This window comes from Bacillus sp. PK3_68, assembly GCF_003600835.1.
Classification (GTDB): Bacteria; Bacillota; Bacilli; order Bacillales; family Domibacillaceae; genus Pseudobacillus.
Map to the genome: position 1 here is coordinate 3912082 of NZ_NQYC01000001.1, position 13322 is coordinate 3925403.

A 13322-nucleotide genomic window follows, 5' to 3' on the forward strand; every position below is an offset into this window, starting at 1 on the left:
CCGTATCCAGATGAGGATGCGGCTTTTTCGTATGGGGGAATGCGAATGAATCGAGTACAAAAAATGGCTTATATGGCTTTATTTACTGCGATTGCCACCTTCGGCTCTTCGCTAGTCTGGTTTCCCGCCGGTGTGGCGAAGGCTTACCCTGTCCAGCATGCGGTAAATGTCATTGCCGGTGTGCTGCTTGGCCCGGGGCCGGCGGTAATGATCGCCTTTGTTACTGGTTTATTAAGAAATTTAATGGGAACCGGTTCACTTCTAGCATTTCCGGGAGGCATGATTGGTGCATTTCTCGCCGGCTATATTTATCAAAAAACAAGCCGAACATGGGCCGCTTCTATCGGAGAAATGACTGGGTCAGGAATCATTGCTCCTTTATTTGCCGTTCCCTATGCAAAGATATTGATGGGAACAGCGGCTGGTGCTTTTTTCTTCTTGCCAGCTTTTCTCGTCAGCAGCTTGTCAGGATCAATTATCGGTCTCTTGCTCGTAAGGCGACTAGTTAAATTGAACGCATGGAAATATCGGTTAGAGCCTTAACGCCACCGAAGGGCAATAGCCAACTTGCAGCATTCTAAGTTTGCCGCAGTGGTTCTGAGCTCAATTCGGAAGGAATCAGGGTTAAATGAAATATTTGTTTTTCTTGATATACCAGCTGATCGCACCAGCCGTTCCACTTCTTGCCGATTGGCAGCCTGGGCAGCAGTCATTAATCGAAGAGCAAAGTCGCTGCTATCTGTTAATTTATTTAACAGCAAATTTGTTTCATTCAGCAGCTGCTTGATTGATTGAGCGGATTGTTTAAATAAAGCAGGATTCACTTCAGGATAAGGCCTTAAGGACGGAGGATGACATGAGGCCACTGGTTGAAGGGCTCGATGGTGAGGATAAGTGCCTGCAAACGGGGCCATGTAAAGATTTTGAAACGGATAAGAATAATACAACCCGGTGTCACTCCTTCCTAAAAAGTAAGACTTCTCAGCCATTAACAAATGCTTGCTTTCTTCGTTATCTGTTTCACTGTAGAACTCATGACCCGATGGCCACTTCGTTCCGTATGAGGTGACGGTCCTTGCAAGATAATTTTTTCCAATTAGCCTGATGTGTACAGAGGAGTCTTTGTCTTTAGCCTCTTCTATTAATATACGGCTATTGGGAAAAATAAATGATCAATACTATCTATTTAAATAGCATAAATTTTATTGAAAATTACTGGTGATTACGATCAAGCTAACAGCAGAATCTAATTGAATAGTTGGTCCTTGGGGGTGCTTGCAAAAGCTGAGAGAGGTAAATGGCCTCAACCCTTATTACCTGAACTGGATAATGCCAGCGGAGGGAAGAGGTCGTATCCTGATATTGAACTGCAGTCTTTCTAATCCTGCAGCAAGATAAAAAATTATACAGCCGCTTCCCTTGATGAGGAGCGGTTTTTTACGTGTAGGTAATAATATTAGTCTACATGTCAATAGAGAGGGGATGGCTATGGAAAAAAAGCTAGATATACTCCTGGAACAAGTGGAGCGCCGTCAGGAAGAGATCGTTCATTTATTGAAGAAGCTGATCTCTTTCGAAACGCCTGCTCCTCCGGCACGGAATACTGCAGAAGCCCAGTCGTTTATAGCTGATTTTTTAAAAGGCTTAGATTTTTCGGTAGATAGATGGGACGTGCACCCAAATGACCCGAATGTTGTTGGAAGATGGCCAGGGACAGATGCTGAGAAGTACCAAAGTTTAATTATTAATGGACATATAGACGTGGCAGAAATACATGAAGATGAGGGGTGGGAAGCCGATCCATTTCAGGCTGTTGTCAAGGAGGGATCAGTGATTGGACGCGGGGCCGCTGACATGAAAGGAGGGCTTGCTGGTGCTTTATTCGCTTTGCAGCTGCTCCATGATGCAGGAATGACGCTTCCGGGGGACGTGCTTTTTCAATCGGTTATCGGTGAAGAGGTAGGTGAAGCTGGTACGCTGGAGTGCTGCAAACGGGGCTATAAAGCGGACTTTGCGGTAGTTGTTGATACGAGTGATCTACATATACAAGGGCAGGGAGGCGTGATTACAGGCTGGATTACTTTAAAAAGCAACCAAACGTATCACGATGCGACTCGGAGAAATATGGTACATGCCGGCGGAAAGTTGTTTGGAGCCAGTGCTATAGAAAAAATGATGAAAATCATTGAAGGGCTGCAGGAATTGGAGCGCCACTGGGCGGTAACTAAAAGCTATCCAGGATTTTTGCCGGGGACAAATACAATTAATCCCGCTGTTATTGAAGGCGGGAGACACGCCGCTTTTATTGCCGACGAATGCCGGCTTTGGATTACTGTTCACTATTATCCCAATGAAACCTATGAACAGGTAGCTAAGGAGGTGGAAGATCATATTCGTCATGTAGCAAACGGAGATGTATGGATGAGGCATAACCCTCCTTCATTTAAGTGGGGTGGCACATCAATGATTGAAGAAAGGGGAGAAGTGTTTCCTTCTTTTGAAGTAGATGGGAGTCATGCTGCTGTACAAATTCTCACCCAGTCTCACTCAGATGTGCTTGGTAAGGCTCCGATGATTGATATTTCCCCAACTGTTACAGATGGGGGATGGCTTGCTGATGCCGGTATTCCTACCGTTATCTATGGACCGGGTGATTTAATGAATGCTCATTCGATCAATGAGCAGCTGTCGATTGAACAGCTTGTCGATTACACGAAAGTGATTTTGTCGTTTATCTACACGTGGTGTCACACACCGAAGCATGGATAGGTAAGATGAATACTCTGGGTTGTGAACAGCTATAGGCACAACAGAAATATGTATAGATGATCTTTAGAGGAGGAATCACATATGAAAGTGAGTAGCACGAATATAAAGTTCAGTGAAAGGCTTCATGAAAAACTTCAGCCGATCTGGAGAAAAAATCATCATCATCCTTTCGTGAGAGGAATTGGGGACGGCACGCTCGATCAGCGGAAGTTCCGTTTTTATATGGTTCAGGATTATTTATATTTAATTGATTATTCTAAGGTATTTGCCCTTGGAGCAGTGAAAGCAACAGATGTAGAAACGATGGGGAAATTCGCTTCATTGCTGAATGAAACACTTAATTTTGAAATGGCACTTCACCGCCAGTATGCAGCCCGTTTTGGCATTTCCGAGGAAGAGCTTGAACAGGCCAAGCCGTCTCCAATTACGCTTGCTTATACGCATTACATGCTTCATGTCAGTCAGAATGGCACGCTTGCCGAGTTGATTGCCGCTCTTCTTCCATGTGCGTGGAGCTATTGGGAGATCGGCAAAGAGCTAAATGAAATTCCAGGAGCCAGCGAGCATGAGTTATATGGTGACTGGATCAAAATGTATTCATCTAAAGAGTTTGGTGAACTCGCCACATGGTGTATTGAGCTTTTAGATGAGCATACTGCCGGAAAGAGTGAAAGAGAGCTTGCGAGACTGGAAGAAATTTTCTTAAATACAACCCGTTATGAGTATATGTTCTGGGAGATGGCGTTTCATGAGCAAATGTGGCCGGGAGAAGAATAAAAAAGTTCTTGAATTTCAACATGTTACCTTTTCCTATAAAGACAAAAAAACAGGCATGTTGTTCCTATTTTGCAGAGGATAAATGCGGAGGTTTATGAGGGCGAATTCATTTCTATTATCGGAGCAAGCGGATCAGGGAAAAGTACACTATTCCGGTTAATTACCGGGCTTGAAAATCAGGATGAGGGACGGATTTTAATCAATGGGGAAGAGCAGGAATCACGTCTTGGAAAGGTCGGTTACATGCCTCAGCAAGATCTGCTCATGCCGTGGCGGACAATTATCGAAAATGCCGCCCTTCCTCTTGAATTGAGAGGAATCCGGAAAGAAGAAGCACGCAGGCAAGTTCATCTTTTGCTGAAAGAATTTGGTTTAGAAGGAACAGAGGGGCGGTACCCTCATGAGCTATCTGGAGGAATGAGACAGCGCGTTTCTTTCTTGCGGACATCATTGAGCGGATCGAACATTCTTTTGCTTGATGAACCTTTCAGTGCCCTGGATGCGATTACAAGGCTGGCTATGCAGGAGTGGCTCATGGCACAGTGGGAAAAACGAAAAGCAACCATTGTATTGATTACTCACGACGTCAGTGAAGCGCTTTTTCTGTCGGATCGCATTTTTATTTTTCAAGAAAGACCGGTTCGGGCGTTTCAGGAAGTGGCTGTTCCGATTGACCGGCCAAGAAGCTTAAAAGATTTGAACAAGCCAGCCATGATTGAATGGAAGGACTATTTGCTGGAGGAGCTGAGAGGGAAGGTGATTCTATGAAAAGCAACAGGGGCACATGGCCAGCTGCTTTGACAATTTTAGCATTTTTCCTGGCTTGGGAAATCGCGGCACGAATGGTCAATATGCTATTTATTCTCCCGCCTCCGACCGGCATTCTCAGTAAGCTGTGGGAATTAAGAGAACCGCTGTTCATTGAACACTTGCCAATTACGCTAGTCATTATTTTAATTGGCTTAACTATCTCCATTTTACTAGGCGCCGGAATGGCCGTTTGGATGAGTGTGAGCCCAGCCGCTGAAAAAGTGATTTACCCGCTGATCATTTCTTCACAAATGATCCCGATTATTGCTCTGGCCCCCATTTTTGTTCTTTGGTTCGGTTACTCAATTTGGAGCAAAGTAGTTGTGACTGTTTTAATCACATTTTTTCCTATCACGGTGAATACATATGATGGGCTGCAATCAGCCAGTAAAGAGTTGAAAGAGCTAATGATGACAATGGGGGCAGGGAAGAAAGAGATATTTACCAAGCTAGTTGTTCCTTCCGCCTTGCCTCATTTTTATTCAGGACTGAAGGTAGCTGTTACATTAAGCGTGATTGGAGCTGCTATCGGAGAATGGCTTGGAGCACAGGCTGGTCTCGGTTATTTCAGCCGACGAATGATGACTCAATTTGATGGGGCGGCTGTTTTTGCTCCGATTGTATTGCTGTCGGCGATCGGCATTGTTCTATTTGTCATTGTAAAATTCATTGAGCAAAAATCATTAAAATGGAGGAAGTCATAATGAGAAAATGGTTACTGGCATTGTTTGTGATAGTGCTTGCCGGCTGCAGTTCTAACGATGCAAGTGAAAAGAAAATAGCGGCAGGAGCCGGAGAGAAACAGAAAGAAAAAGTGACAATTATGCTTGACTGGTATCCCAACGCCGTTCACAGTTTCTTATACGTAGCGGAAGAAAAAGGCTACTTTAAAGAGGAAGGAGTTGACGTGGATATTCAGTTTCCAGCCAGCCCGACTGATCCCATCAATCTAGCTGCTACTGGAAAAGTAACACTTGGTATTTCTTATCAACCCGACGTTATTATGGCGCGGACAGAACAGGGAGTGAACGTAAAATCTATCGGTGCTATCGTCCGATCCCCATTAAATCGAGTGATGTTTTTAAAGGACAGCCCAATCAAGGCTCCGAAGGATTTAGAGGGAAAAACAGTCGGATTTACTGGTATTCCTCTAAATGAAGCGATCGTTGGCACAATGGTGGAAAAAGATAAAGGGAATCCGGAAAAAGTAAAAATGATTGATGTTGGTTTTGAACTAAACTCGGCTGTTGTGACGAAAAAAGCCGATGCAGTGGTCGGAGCCTATATTAACCACGAAGTGCCGCTGTTAAAGCATGAAGGATATGAAACAAATAATTTGGACCCAACAAAGTATGGCGTACCTAATTTCTATGAGCTGGTGGCAGTTACGAGTGACGAAACGTGGGAGAAACAGCAAGATGTCATCAAAGCCTTTTGGCGGGCGGCAGAAAAAGGATTTAATTATACCGAACAGCACCCTGATGAAGCCTTGCAAATTTTATTAAGCAAGCAGGATGAGGCTAATTTTCCGCTTATAGAGGAGGTGGAAAAAGAAAGTCTTAAGATTCTTCTTCCAAAAATGAAGTCAGAGAAAGGCTTTGGAAGCCAAACGAAAGAGCCGTGGATAGAAACAGCCGAATGGATGAAGAAAACGGGCTTGATTAAAAAAGAGCCTAAATTAGAAGAGCTGTTTATAAACATTGCTGAGTGATCAAACTTGCTAAAACATAAAAAGTCTAGCGATTTAGTTGGTTTTTTGTGTTAGGATGAAGAAAAGGCAAGTTTGAAAGGGGAAGCAGGCGTGGGAAAAGGACTGGAAGGAAAAAGAATTGTCATTGCGGGCTCAAGGAAAACAGAAGAAATGAGTATGATCATTGAAAAGCAAGGCGGTCTGCCTCTCGTCCGCCCCTTACAGGGAACGGTATTTTTAGCAGAGGAAGCAGTTGGACCTGAAATTAAAGAACTGATCAGCCAGCCGGCGGATTGGATTATTTTCACGACAGGTATCGGCACGGAAGCGTTAGTAAATGCTGCTGATCAGTTGGGAATAAGGAACGAATTTTTGCAGGTGGTGCAACAGGCAAAGGTAGCTACTAGAGGCTATAAAACGGTAGCCGCTTTAAAGAAAATAGACATAAGCCCTGTTGCAGTAGATGATGACGGGACTACAGCCGGATTGATTCGGGCACTCGAAAAAGAAGATTTCATAAAGAAACGTGTTGCTGTTCAACTGCACGGTGAAAAAGCACCGTCATTGACGAAGTTTTTACATGAGAAAGAGGCACACGTTCAGTACTTATTGCCTTACCGTCATCACGCACCTGATGAGGAAGTAGTAGAGAAAACACTGAATGAAATCTTAAACAAAGAAATAGAGGCCATTTGTTTTACAACGGCGATTCAAGTGCGTTCGCTGTTTGAACATGCCAAGCAAAAAGGCAAGGTAGAAGAACTGCTTGCTGCCTTTGCCTCTGGGCCATTAGCTGGCGCGGTCGGACAAGTAACGGCTGAAGCGCTGGCAGAAGAAGGCGTTACCCGTATGATTGTGCCGGAGTTGGAAAGAATGGGAGCCCTGATTATGGAGCTGTCACGGTATTATCAGCACAGAGATCGATAAGAAAGTAAAAGCTATTAAATAAGCTAAAGAATAAATGCCATGAAAAGAATATTGGAAACCGGGAGCTGGCGGATGCCGGCTGAGAGTACAGCTATGCCGCTGCAGACCGTGTGAACCTGTTGGATAATGCCAGCGCAGGGAAGTGTGGAGATCAAAAGAGCACGGGCGCCGGTTCCGTGCTTTTTAGTTTGATTTTTACTAGTAATTTCGGAGGGAGCGAAAAAATGAATCATCGAGTCGTCAGTCAAACACTTGCACAAGTAAGAGCGCAAAGCCCGCTTGTACACAATATTACGAATGTAGTTGTTACAAATTTTACAGCCAATGGATTGCTCGCTCTCGGGGCTTCTCCTGTCATGGCGCACGCAAAAGAAGAAGCGGCAGATATGGCAAGGATCGCCGGGGCGCTCGTGATAAATATTGGTACATTAGATGAAGAAAAAGTAGCATCTATGATCATAGCAGGAAAAGCAGCCAATGAGGCAGGAGTGCCGGTTATCTTCGATCCCGTGGGAGCAGGGGCAACGGCTTACCGGACAGCAGCTGCTTCTCGAATTATCAATGAGGTAAAGGTCGATGTGTTAAGAGGGAACGCGGCGGAAGTTGCAAATGTGATCGGGAAGAAATGGGCGATTAAGGGGGTAGACGCTGGGAAAAACCAGGGGAACCTGATAGAGCTTGCTAAAGAGGCAGCGGCGAAATGGCAAATGACCACGGTTATTACAGGGGAGGCAGATATTATCGCCGGCCAGAATTCGCTTTTCGTTGTCCGTAATGGCCATCCGATGCTTACGAAAGTGACTGGCACTGGCTGTTTGTTAAGTGCGGTGATCGGTGCATTCTGTGCCGTGGAGAAAAATATAGGAATTGCGGCAGCTAGTGCCGTCGCAGTATATGGAGTAGCAGCAGAAGCGGCTATGAAGATTCGCGGTGAGGAAGGGCCCGGAAGTTTTCAAATAGAATTTTTAAACCAGCTGGCTAAGGTCGAAGAAAAGAATATTGAAGCCTTTGCCAAAATAGAAACCCTTTTAACTAATGGAGGTGGAGAAAATGGAAGTGAGCAAAGCACTGACGATCGCCGGTTCTGACAGCGGAGGGGGCGCAGGGATTCAAGCCGACTTAAAAACCTTCCAGGAACTTGGCGTATACGGCATGTCTGCACTGACCGCGGTCACGGCACAAAATACACTCGGTGTGCATGGTGTTTACCCAATGACCCCGAAAGCAGTAGAGGCACAAATTGAAGCAATCGGTGAGGACATGGGAACGGATGCTCTGAAGACCGGAATGCTATTCAGCGACGAGATTATTCAAACAGTAGCTCGCGGGATTGAGAGATTTGGCTGGAAACAGGTTGTCGTTGATCCGGTCATGATTGCTAAAGGAGGGGCTTCTCTATTGCAGACAGACGCCATCAGAGCAATGAAAGAGTATTTGATCCCGCTTGCTATGGTTGTGACTCCCAATATTCCAGAAGCAGAGGTGCTGACAAACATGATGATTCGATCTCTTGATGATCGCAAGCGGGCTGCCGAGAAGCTGCATAAGTTAGGAGCCAGACATGTAGTCATTAAAGGAGGACATGCAGAAGACGACGAGAAACTAATAGATCTTCTGTATGACGGCAAAGACTTTTTTTACTTCACAAATAATCGCATTTTAACTAAAAACACGCATGGGACGGGCTGTACATTTGCTGCAGCTATGACTGCAGAGCTTGCTCGGGGACAAGCGATAAAAAAGGCAGTTGATGTGGCTGTCAACTACGTACAAGCGGCCATTGAGATGGATTTGAAAATTGGAAAAGGACATGGCCCAACCAACCATTGGGCATTTAAAAGAAAAGGGGTGCCTACCGATGCGGCCTATTAGTGAAGAGCGCATAAAAGAATTTCTTCAAGTTTATTTTATTATGGGCAGCGCTAATTGTTTGATAGATCCGATAAGGACCCTGAGAGAGGCCATTGCCGGGGGCATTACTTTTTTTCAGTTTCGTGAAAAAGGCTCTAATGCCTTGATTGGTGAGAAAAAACTTGAATTGGCAGCTGAACTTCAGAAGGTTTGCCGTCATCATTCTGTACCCTTTATCGTGAACGATGATGTCGAGCTGGCTGTTCAACTAGAGGCCGATGGCATACATATCGGCCAGGAGGATGAATCTCTTTCAGTTGTCCGTAAAATAATGCCCGAAAAGATTATTGGAATTTCAGTCCATACAATGGAGGAAGTTGAAAAAGCCATTGAGGATGGGGCAGATTATTTAGGGGTTGGTCCAATATTTCCTACCTCTACTAAAACTGATACAAAACCGGTTCAAGGAACCAGTCTAATTGAAGAAATAAGGGCTGCGGGCATATCTATACCCATCGTAGGGATTGGCGGCATTCATGCAGGCAATGCAGCTGAAGTAGTAGCAAATGGAGCGAATGGAGTATCAGTGATCACGGCCATTAGCCAAGCGCCATCGCCGAAAGAGGCAGCAGAGCAATTAAGAAGAGCTATTTCAAGAAAGTAGATAAACGACACTCCTGCTTTGAATAAGAAAATTAATTTTCTTATTCAAAGCATTTTTCATATGAAAAATTAAAGGATTATGTATAATTTTGTCGAATAATTTTTGCTGATATCGAATAGTAACTCCTACATAATAAAGGAAAAAGGGAGCGGTGATGGATGAAATGTGTACAGAACAGGCTGCTGCGAATAAAACAGTAAAATGGTTCGCAGAGAAGGCAAGAAATATATTGCTCTTACTAGATGAACAAGGGAATATCAAGTACGCTAATCAAGCTTTTCAAAGGCTGATGGCTCTTTCTCTTTCAGACAGAACGAATCAGTCCTTTTTCCATTTCATTCATGAAGAAGATCGAGAGGAGGCAGCTAGTCGGCTTTTATTTTTAGAGAAAAGCACTTCATTTACTCCTTTCACGAGCCGTTATTCTTATAAAAATGGGAGGTATGGACATTTATTTTGGCAAGAAGCGGAGAAAACAGAGGAAGGATGGATACGAGTGATCGCTGAACCTATTGAAGAAGAGAATGAGGGCAGCTGGCTGTACTTTCTGGCCAATCATACAGAGGACCCGGGATATATCATTGATCTATACGGGCGAGTTCTTTTGATAAATGAAGCATTCGAACAGCTATATGGCTGGAAAAAAAAGGAGATCATCGGACGCCCTTCTCCAGTTATACCCAAAGACCATTGGCATGAATGGCACGAGAAAATTGAGGAAGTGCGTAAAAGTAAAAAGCCTGTTACCTTTCAAACAGTCAGAAAAAAAGAGACGGAACTACTTTTCCGGTGTCTGCCACTATATCTCCTATTTATGAACGGACTGGCCGTGTGTTTCTCTGCTTAATTTTAACGAAAGACTTAACTGAGTATTATGAAACAAGGCGGCTTGTTGAACTGCAAAATAAAGTCATTGCTGAGCGAGAAAGATTGCTTTTAGATATTACAGAGAATATTACTGAAATGATCAGCCTTTTTGATTTGAAGTTAAATAAGTTTCTCTATATTAGTCCTTCCTACGAAAAGTTCTTTAATATTAATATAGAGACGTTGTACGAAAAGCCGGAGATCATATTGGAAAATTGTCACCCGGAAGACCTGCCAAATGTCGTTGAATTTTTTTGTAAACCGACGAACGGGACAAAGGAGCTTGAATATCGGGTACTAAAGAACAAATCAGGAGAGCCAGGGTGGATGACGACAAAAGTGACACCGATTGCGGATGAGTATGGAACTATTAACCGCTGGATTAACATTAGCAGGGATATTACCGAATTAAAGAAAAGAGAACAGATGATCCGGAAGTGGGATAAGTTAAGCGCGGTCGGCCAACTGGCGGCAGGCATTGCCCATGAGGTTAGGAATCCGCTTACATCTGTAAAAGGATTTATGCAGCTGCTCGCTCAAGAAACGAATAATAAGTATACAGATATTATTTTGTCCGAGTTAGAAAGAATTGAATTTATTATGAATGAATTTTTAATACTGGCAAAGCCTCATCAGGATGTACAGATGAAGCTCAGTAATATTAATGAAGTACTGAGTGAGGTTGTAGTCTTCATGAAACCGGAAGCGCTTTTATACAGTGTGGATATTCATCAGGATTTTGATAAGAATCTTCCTTTTGTACAGTGCGAGCCTAAACAGATCAAACAAGTCATTATAAATTTAATAAAAAATGCCATTGATGCCATGCCTTCAGGAGGAAATATCTATTTAACTACCAGCATAACGAGTGACAGCCAAGTAGCGATTGAAGTGAGAGATGAAGGGGCTGGCATGCCGATCGAGCGTCTAGAACGTTTAGGTGAACCCTTTTATTCAAACAAAGAAAAAGGAACAGGGCTGGGGCTAATGATGTGTTACAAAATTATTGAAAATCATGAAGGCACCATTCATTTTACAAGCAGGGAAGGAGATGGGACCACCGCACGTGTGCTTCTCCCTTCCGCTTACAATCTTTCATAAAGAAGTGGCGAGCAAGTACATGTTTTCTTTTATCCTTACATCTTTTGCAAAGGCCAAAAAAATGCCTTTTTCTCTTTGGAAAAATGAAGAATAGGCTGCTGCTGAAAATAATGATGTGTAAGGAAAGAGGCCATCGTATTACGAAAAATTGTTACTTCTGCTTTTTGCAAGGCCCATCTTGTATGGTGAATATCCCCCGATACAGCTTATTTCTCCTTTCTGTAAAGAGGCAGTAGCGCTCCGATGCCCAATAATCAAATGTTTCTTTCTCTGCTGAATAAGAGGGAGACACAGGCTTGTAAAAACATCAAGCTCTTCCCGGTTTTGTCCAACAGAATAAGAACTTTGAAAATGGCAGCTGTTATTTACAACGGCTGCCATGTTTGATTGGCGAAAAGGCAGTGAATAAAAAAGACGGGCCCCAATAACAGAAGGCAAATGATTTACGTCCAAATTAAAAAAATAAACTCCTGGAACGCCTTTGTGCATGACATATGTGCGAACATTTAGTTGCAAAAAAGAACGCAGCAACGGAATGGGGGGCAATCCATGAAAACGCATGCTGGATACTTGGAATGGAACGATACCCAGCCATGCCATGCCTCCATATAAGTCAACCTGAAGAAAAGGAGGGAGCAGGTTTTTCATAGTGACTGGATGAATAGGCCAGTGCATAAATAATACGTTGGACCACGTTTGCGTCATCACCCAATGGGAAGGAGGCAGAGGGAGCGGCCGGTGTTTTAAATGCAGGAAGGCTTCATTCAAATTAAGCTCTCCTTTCATTGAATGGTGTTTTACTTTATTATTTCCTTATTTTTATTGTTCAAACGCTGCTTCTCCTTTACGCTCTCTTCAGCTTTTTGATTAAGTTATTTGTTTTTACTCATACTACATAATGAGTCGACATTTTAAAGAAGGGGGTGCGATATGCTAACAGCAGAACAATTATCTAAACTGCGTCTTCAGTTGGAAAAAGAAAAGCAAGAGCTGGAAGAGCGCTTTGAGGGAAATGAACATTTTGGATTGGAAAGAGCTCATTCTCATGAATCAACGGGCGAGCTGTCTTCTTATGATAATCATCCGGCTGATGAAGGAACGGAATTATTTGAAAGAGAAAAAGATATAGCGCTTAATGAACATGAAGAAAACCAATTGAAAAATGTGGTAAGAGCCCTTGAGGCAATAGAACGTGGCGAATACGGCAAATGTGAGATTTGCGGAGAAGAGATTCCGCTAGAGCGTCTTGAAGCACTCCCTGCCACGGCTTACTGTATTGATCATTCACAGAATAAAATCATATCCCATGACCGTCCAGTAGAAGAAGGAGTGCTTATGCCACCATTTGGTAAGTTTGACTTCGATGATAGTGCGGATGAATCGGTTGTTTTTGATGCAGAGGATGCGTGGCAGGACGTGGCCAGATGGGGGACATCTGAATCTCCGTCCGATTTCATCGATCCGCCTGATCATTACAATGATATGTATATCGAATCGGATGAAAATGTTGGCTACGTAGAGGATTATGAAAACTTCGTCGGTGTAGATATTAACGGAAGGGATATTATCATTTATCCCAATGAGCAACATGAAAAATATGAGGAAGATTTAGATGAGGAAGGAATCATGACGACCTTTGGTGACTTGCCAGCATTTGAACATGATCCTTACGTAGAAGAAAGAGAGGAGAGGGAATAACGATGAACTGGGATTTTGAATCATTTAGAAAGCAGCAAGCAAAACACAAATCTGTATATGTCGGTAGCACAAAGAAAAGGCCGACAATCAATGATGAAGATGCCAATGGCCAAGGAAACACAGACATGGCGCCTGGTGCTACGGGCAGAGAGATTGGAAAAGAGTAAA

The 13322-nt window shown here is 43.5% G+C and carries 15 protein-coding genes, 1 pseudogene and 1 riboswitch; of the genes and pseudogenes, 14 read left to right on the top strand and 2 right to left on the bottom strand.

Features of this window, described 5'->3' with window-relative positions:
- Window positions 1-45: 45 nt before the first annotated feature.
- On the top strand, window positions 46-543 hold the full coding sequence (thiW, locus tag CJ483_RS19635; protein WP_120036843.1) for an energy coupling factor transporter S component ThiW: 498 nt from the start codon (window positions 46-48) through the stop codon (window positions 541-543).
- On the opposite strand, the gene CJ483_RS19640 is transcribed toward thiW, so the two are convergent.
- Window positions 540-947, bottom strand: coding sequence for a YuzC family spore coat inner layer protein (locus CJ483_RS19640; protein ID WP_120036845.1), 408 nt, complete (start codon window positions 945-947; stop codon window positions 540-542). The genes thiW and CJ483_RS19640 overlap by 4 nt on opposite strands.
- A 310-nt stretch (window positions 948-1257) precedes the next feature.
- Window positions 1258-1362, top strand: a riboswitch (TPP riboswitch).
- Window positions 1363-1488: 126 nt separating this feature from the next.
- Between CJ483_RS19640 and CJ483_RS19645 the strand changes: the two genes are divergently transcribed.
- From CJ483_RS19645 to CJ483_RS19695, 11 genes and pseudogenes are all read left to right on the top strand, one after another.
- Complete coding sequence (locus CJ483_RS19645) at window positions 1489-2769, top strand: acetylornithine deacetylase (protein WP_120036847.1); 1281 nt, start codon at window positions 1489-1491, stop codon at window positions 2767-2769.
- A gap of 102 nt (window positions 2770-2871) precedes the next feature.
- Window positions 2872-3546, top strand: a complete 675-nt coding sequence (tenA, locus tag CJ483_RS19650) for a thiaminase II (RefSeq protein WP_120038165.1) — start codon at window positions 2872-2874, stop codon at window positions 3544-3546.
- Window positions 3518-4314 (top strand): annotated as a pseudogene (locus CJ483_RS19655) (ABC transporter ATP-binding protein). The gene tenA and the pseudogene CJ483_RS19655 overlap by 29 nt, the downstream one beginning before the upstream one ends.
- Window positions 4311-5060 (top strand): ABC transporter permease, encoded by a 750-nt coding sequence (locus CJ483_RS19660; protein ID WP_120036849.1) that lies wholly within the window; start codon window positions 4311-4313, stop codon window positions 5058-5060. The pseudogene CJ483_RS19655 and the gene CJ483_RS19660 overlap by 4 nt, the downstream one beginning before the upstream one ends.
- Window positions 5060-6067: an ABC transporter substrate-binding protein gene (locus CJ483_RS19665; protein WP_120036851.1), complete on the top strand. Its 1008-nt coding sequence runs from the start codon at window positions 5060-5062 to the stop codon at window positions 6065-6067. Before CJ483_RS19660 ends, CJ483_RS19665 begins: the two co-directional genes overlap by 1 nt.
- Before the next feature lie 90 nt (window positions 6068-6157).
- On the top strand, window positions 6158-6973 hold the full coding sequence (locus CJ483_RS19670) for a uroporphyrinogen-III synthase (RefSeq protein WP_120036853.1): 816 nt from the start codon (window positions 6158-6160) through the stop codon (window positions 6971-6973).
- A 224-nt stretch (window positions 6974-7197) separates the two neighbouring features.
- The gene (thiM, locus tag CJ483_RS19675; RefSeq protein WP_120036855.1) at window positions 7198-8061 is read left to right on the top strand and encodes a hydroxyethylthiazole kinase; all 864 of its coding nucleotides are present in this window, start codon (window positions 7198-7200) and stop codon (window positions 8059-8061) included.
- Window positions 8024-8845: a bifunctional hydroxymethylpyrimidine kinase/phosphomethylpyrimidine kinase gene (thiD, locus tag CJ483_RS19680; RefSeq protein WP_120036857.1), complete on the top strand. Its 822-nt coding sequence runs from the start codon at window positions 8024-8026 to the stop codon at window positions 8843-8845. Before thiM ends, thiD begins: the two co-directional genes overlap by 38 nt.
- Window positions 8832-9488 carry a thiamine phosphate synthase gene (thiE, locus tag CJ483_RS19685; RefSeq protein WP_120036859.1) on the top strand — a complete coding sequence of 219 codons (657 nt, stop codon included), beginning with the start codon at window positions 8832-8834 and terminating at the stop codon, window positions 9486-9488. The genes thiD and thiE overlap by 14 nt, the downstream gene beginning before the upstream one ends.
- A gap of 154 nt (window positions 9489-9642) precedes the next feature.
- Entirely contained in the window at window positions 9643-10335 is a 693-nt protein-coding gene (locus tag CJ483_RS24260; protein ID WP_142927244.1) for a PAS domain S-box protein, read from the top strand.
- Window positions 10278-11456 carry a PAS domain-containing sensor histidine kinase gene (locus CJ483_RS19695; RefSeq protein WP_120036861.1) on the top strand — a complete coding sequence of 393 codons (1179 nt, stop codon included), beginning with the start codon at window positions 10278-10280 and terminating at the stop codon, window positions 11454-11456. Before CJ483_RS24260 ends, CJ483_RS19695 begins: the two co-directional genes overlap by 58 nt.
- Window positions 11457-11594: 138 nt before the next feature.
- Here CJ483_RS19695 and CJ483_RS19700 read toward each other — a convergent pair whose 3' ends face one another.
- Window positions 11595-12224: a YqjF family protein gene (locus CJ483_RS19700; protein WP_182917113.1), complete on the bottom strand. Its 630-nt coding sequence runs from the start codon at window positions 12222-12224 to the stop codon at window positions 11595-11597.
- A gap of 162 nt (window positions 12225-12386) precedes the next feature.
- On the opposite strand from CJ483_RS19700, the gene CJ483_RS19705 reads away from it, so the two are divergent.
- Entirely contained in the window at window positions 12387-13154 is a 768-nt protein-coding gene (locus tag CJ483_RS19705) for a TraR/DksA C4-type zinc finger protein (protein WP_120036865.1), read from the top strand.
- A gap of 2 nt (window positions 13155-13156) precedes the next feature.
- Window positions 13157-13321: a hypothetical protein gene (locus tag CJ483_RS24670; protein WP_182917114.1), complete on the top strand. Its 165-nt coding sequence runs from the start codon at window positions 13157-13159 to the stop codon at window positions 13319-13321.
- Window position 13322: the final 1 nt, after the last annotated feature.

Coding starts and splice junctions, on each gene's coding strand:
- CJ483_RS19705 (WP_120036865.1), top strand. CDS start 12,387: ATGCTAACAGCAGAACAATTATCTAAACTGCGTCTTCAGTTGGAAAAA.
- CJ483_RS24260 (WP_142927244.1), top strand. CDS start 9,643: ATGGATGAAATGTGTACAGAACAGGCTGCTGCGAATAAAACAGTAAAA.
- thiD (WP_120036857.1), top strand. CDS start 8,024: ATGGAAGTGAGCAAAGCACTGACGATCGCCGGTTCTGACAGCGGAGGG.
- thiW (WP_120036843.1), top strand. CDS start 46: ATGAATCGAGTACAAAAAATGGCTTATATGGCTTTATTTACTGCGATT.
- thiE (WP_120036859.1), top strand. CDS start 8,832: ATGCGGCCTATTAGTGAAGAGCGCATAAAAGAATTTCTTCAAGTTTAT.
- CJ483_RS24670 (WP_182917114.1), top strand. CDS start 13,157: ATGAACTGGGATTTTGAATCATTTAGAAAGCAGCAAGCAAAACACAAA.
- CJ483_RS19665 (WP_120036851.1), top strand. CDS start 5,060: ATGAGAAAATGGTTACTGGCATTGTTTGTGATAGTGCTTGCCGGCTGC.
- thiM (WP_120036855.1), top strand. CDS start 7,198: ATGAATCATCGAGTCGTCAGTCAAACACTTGCACAAGTAAGAGCGCAA.
- CJ483_RS19645 (WP_120036847.1), top strand. CDS start 1,489: ATGGAAAAAAAGCTAGATATACTCCTGGAACAAGTGGAGCGCCGTCAG.
- CJ483_RS19660 (WP_120036849.1), top strand. CDS start 4,311: ATGAAAAGCAACAGGGGCACATGGCCAGCTGCTTTGACAATTTTAGCA.